General features: G+C 75.3%; 1 pseudogene. It reads left to right on the plus strand.

Features of this window, described 5'->3' with window-relative positions:
* A pseudogene (locus G3I65_RS48940) lies at positions 1-550 on the plus strand (XRE family transcriptional regulator); the annotation flags it as partial.

Genomic DNA, 550 nt, shown 5'->3' on the forward strand with positions numbered 1-550 from the left:
GGGCGGACTACGAACGGCTCTGCGCGCTCGCCGGGTACGCCCCGGCGGACGGGCTCGTCCCGCGCGAAGCCGGCGCGGCGGCGATCCGGCTGCTGGAGCGGTTCGACGGCACCCCGGCGTTCCTGACCGACACCGCGTGGAACGTCGTCGCCGTCAACGGCGCGTGGCTGGCGCTCGGCGGCGGCGCGACGCCCGGGCGTACCCGGGACTGGAACGTCGCGTGGCGCACGTTCTGCGACGCACGCGGGGAAATCACCCGCACCGACGAGCACCAGGCCGGCTTCCGGGCCGCGCTCTCCGCCCGGCTGCGCGACACGCACCTGCGCCACCCCAACGACCCCGCGCTCGCCGAACTCGTCGACGAGCTGCGAAGCACCAGCCGTGCGTTCGATGCCTTGTGGCGCACCCCGGAAACGGTGTCCGCGTACGAGAACCGCGCGGTGTTCCGCACGCCGGACGGCGAGGGCGTCACGCTCGACGGCAGCCTGCTCGGAGTGCCGGGCGACGACCTGATGGCCGTGGTCCTCACCGCGGCGCCGGGCTCGGCCGA

This window comes from Amycolatopsis sp. SID8362, from assembly GCF_010550475.1.
Lineage (GTDB): Bacteria > Actinomycetota > Actinomycetes > Mycobacteriales > Pseudonocardiaceae > Amycolatopsis > Amycolatopsis eburnea.